The sequence below is a fragment of the Deltaproteobacteria bacterium genome, assembly GCA_011375175.1.
Classification (GTDB): Bacteria; Desulfobacterota; GWC2-55-46; order GWC2-55-46; family DRME01; genus DRME01.
This window is the reverse complement of the sequence record DRME01000031.1, coordinates 1-2,519: the sequence shown is the minus strand read 5'-3', so window position 1 is coordinate 2,519 and position 2,519 is coordinate 1. Positions and strand designations below refer to the sequence as shown.

The window sequence follows — 2,519 nt, the reverse complement described above, 5'->3', positions numbered from 1 at the left end:
TTGCCAGGCAAAACAGGGGGAAACCAGGTCGTATTGAAAGTCTTTGAAGGGGGTCTGGGGGAAACTTTCTACAGAAAGTTTCCCCCAGGGTCATTAATCAGAGTTTCCTTAGGGGGACGGCGCCCGGGAGGTTCGGCCCGCGCCAGGCGGGATTTTTTACGCCTTTGCGGCCCGAACCTCCCCGGTGCCGCCGAAGACCCGAACAGCATACGGGGGGCGCTGGGGAACGCGGGCCTGCGGCCCTTCTTCAGAAAGTTTCCACCCGGTGCAATAAATCAGGGTCTCCTTAAAAAAGTTCCCCCCTGGCCCCCCTGGTAATCAATCAGCCGCCGGAGGCGAGCTTTTCGGCCTTTTCGAGGGCCTCGTCGAGGGTGCCGACCATGTAGAATGCCTGCTCCGGGATATCGTCGTGCTTGCCCTCGGCGATCTCGCTGAAGCCCTTGATGGTGTCCTTGATGGAGACGTACTTGCCCGGCGTGCCTGTGAACTGCTCGGCCACGAAGAAAGGCTGCGAGAGGAAACGCTGTATCTTCCTCGCCCTGGCGACGATGAGCTTGTCCTCCTCGCTGAGCTCGTCCATGCCGAGGATGGCGATGATGTCCTGCAGGTCCTTGTACTTCTGCAGTATCTGCTGTATCTGCCGGGCCACCCGATAGTGCTCCTCGCCGACGATCTGGGGATCGAGGATCCGCGAGGTCGAGTCGAGGGGGTCGACGGCCGGATAGATGCCGAGCTCGGCTATCTGACGCGAGAGGACGGTCGTGGCGTCGAGATGGGCAAAGGTCGTGGCAGGGGCCGGGTCCGTGAGGTCGTCGGCCGGCACGTAGATGGCCTGGACCGAGGTGATCGACCCCTTCCTGGTCGAGGTGATGCGCTCCTGCAGTCCGCCCACGTCGGTGGAGAGGGTGGGCTGGTATCCCACGGCCGAGGGGATGCGGCCGAGAAGGGCCGAGACCTCGGAGTTGGCCTGGACGAACCTGAATATGTTGTCGATGAAGAGGAGCACGTCCTGGCCCTCTTCGTCGCGGAAGTGCTCGGCCACGGTGAGCGCCGTGAGCGCCACGCGCGCCCTCGCCCCCGGGGGCTCGTTCATCTGGCCGTAGACGAGCGCCGCCTTGTCGATGACGCCGCTCTCCTTCATCTCGAGCCACAGGTCGTTGCCCTCTCTCGTCCTCTCGCCCACGCCGCCGAAGACGGAGAAGCCGCCGTGCTGCATGGCCACGTTGTTGATGAGCTCCATGATGAGGACCGTCTTGCCCACGCCGGCGCCGCCGAAGAGGCCGATCTTGCCGCCCTTGAGGTAGGGGGTGAGCAGGTCGACGACCTTGATGCCCGTTTCGAAGACCTCCATCTCCGTGGACTGGTCCTTGAACTCCGGGGCCGGCTTGTGTATGGAGCTGACCTGCTCGCTCTCGACGGGTCCCATCTCGTCGACGGGCTCGCCGATGACGTTGAGTATCCTTCCGAGCACGGCCTTTCCCACGGGCACCGATATGGGAGCGCCCGTATCGAGCGCCTCGGTGCCGCGCACGAGACCCTCGGTGGCGTCCATGGCTATGCAGCGCGCCGTGTTCTCGCCGAGATGCTGGGCCACCTCGGCCACGAGGTTCCACTTCTCGGAGCTTATGGAGGGGTTGGTCACCTTTATGGCGTTGTAGAGCGCCGGGAGCTTGCCGGGCGGGAACTCCACGTCGAGAACCGGTCCTATGACCTGGGTTATCTTTCCGATATTCGCCGTTTCAGTGTTTGCCATCCTTCGAAGCCTCCTTAGGTCGATAAAAGCACTGTCTTACGCGCCGCGTCCGCTCACAGGGGCGGCGCGGCGAAGGGGCGTCAGCCCTTGAGCGCCTCGGCGCCTCCGATGATCTCCATGAGCTCGGTCGTGATGGCCGCCTGGCGCAGCCTGTTGTAGGTGAGCGTGAGCGAGGCTATCATCTCCGAGGCGTTCTTGGAGGCCGAGTCCATGGCCGTCATCCTCGCGCCGTGCTCGCTCGCCGCCGTCTCGAGAAGCGCCCTGAAGACCTGGACCTCGACGTACTTGCGGAGCAGGCTTTCGAGCACGTCGGCCTCCGAGGGCTCGAAGAGGTACTCGCCCTCTCCGGCACCGGCCCGCTCCTCTTCTTCCCCCTCGGTCGAGAGGGGAAGCACGCGCTGCGCCGTGGGCACCTGGGTCAGCGCCGACCTGAAGACGCTGTACACCATGTAGACCTCGCCGATCTCGCCCTGGAGGTACGAATCGATCATGGCGGACGCTATGGCGGCGGCAAAGTCGTAGGTGGGGCGTCCGGCGCCGAGGCTGCGCCTGGCCGTCACCTCGAGGCTCGAGCGCTTGAAGTACTCGGCGGCCTTGCGACCGACGAGGTTGAGCCTCACCTCGCCGTCCACTTCCCTCATGAGGGCCTCGGTCTTCCTGAGCAGTCCGGCGTTGAAGCTGCCGCAGAGCCCCCTGTCCGAGGTCATGAGCAGCACCTCGGTCTTGCCGCCCCGGTACTTGGCCATGAGCGGGTGGCCCTCCCCGC

General features: G+C 64.4%; 2 protein-coding genes. Both read right to left on the bottom strand.

Features of this window, described 5'->3' with window-relative positions; all coding sequences use genetic code 11:
- Positions 1–322: 322 nt before the first annotated feature.
- Positions 323–1,753 (bottom strand): F0F1 ATP synthase subunit beta, encoded by a 1,431-nt coding sequence (gene atpD, locus ENJ37_02260; protein ID HHL39306.1) that lies wholly within the window; start codon positions 1,751–1,753, stop codon positions 323–325.
- An 80-nt stretch (positions 1,754–1,833) separates the two neighbouring features.
- A partial coding sequence (atpG, locus tag ENJ37_02255) for an ATP synthase F1 subunit gamma (protein ID HHL39305.1) occupies positions 1,834–2,519 on the bottom strand: 686 nt, incomplete at its 5' end.

Excerpts from the sequence above, each read along its gene's own strand:
- atpD (HHL39306.1), bottom strand. The coding sequence starts at position 1,753 with ATGGCAAACACTGAAACGGCGAATATCGGAAAGATAACCCAGGTCATA.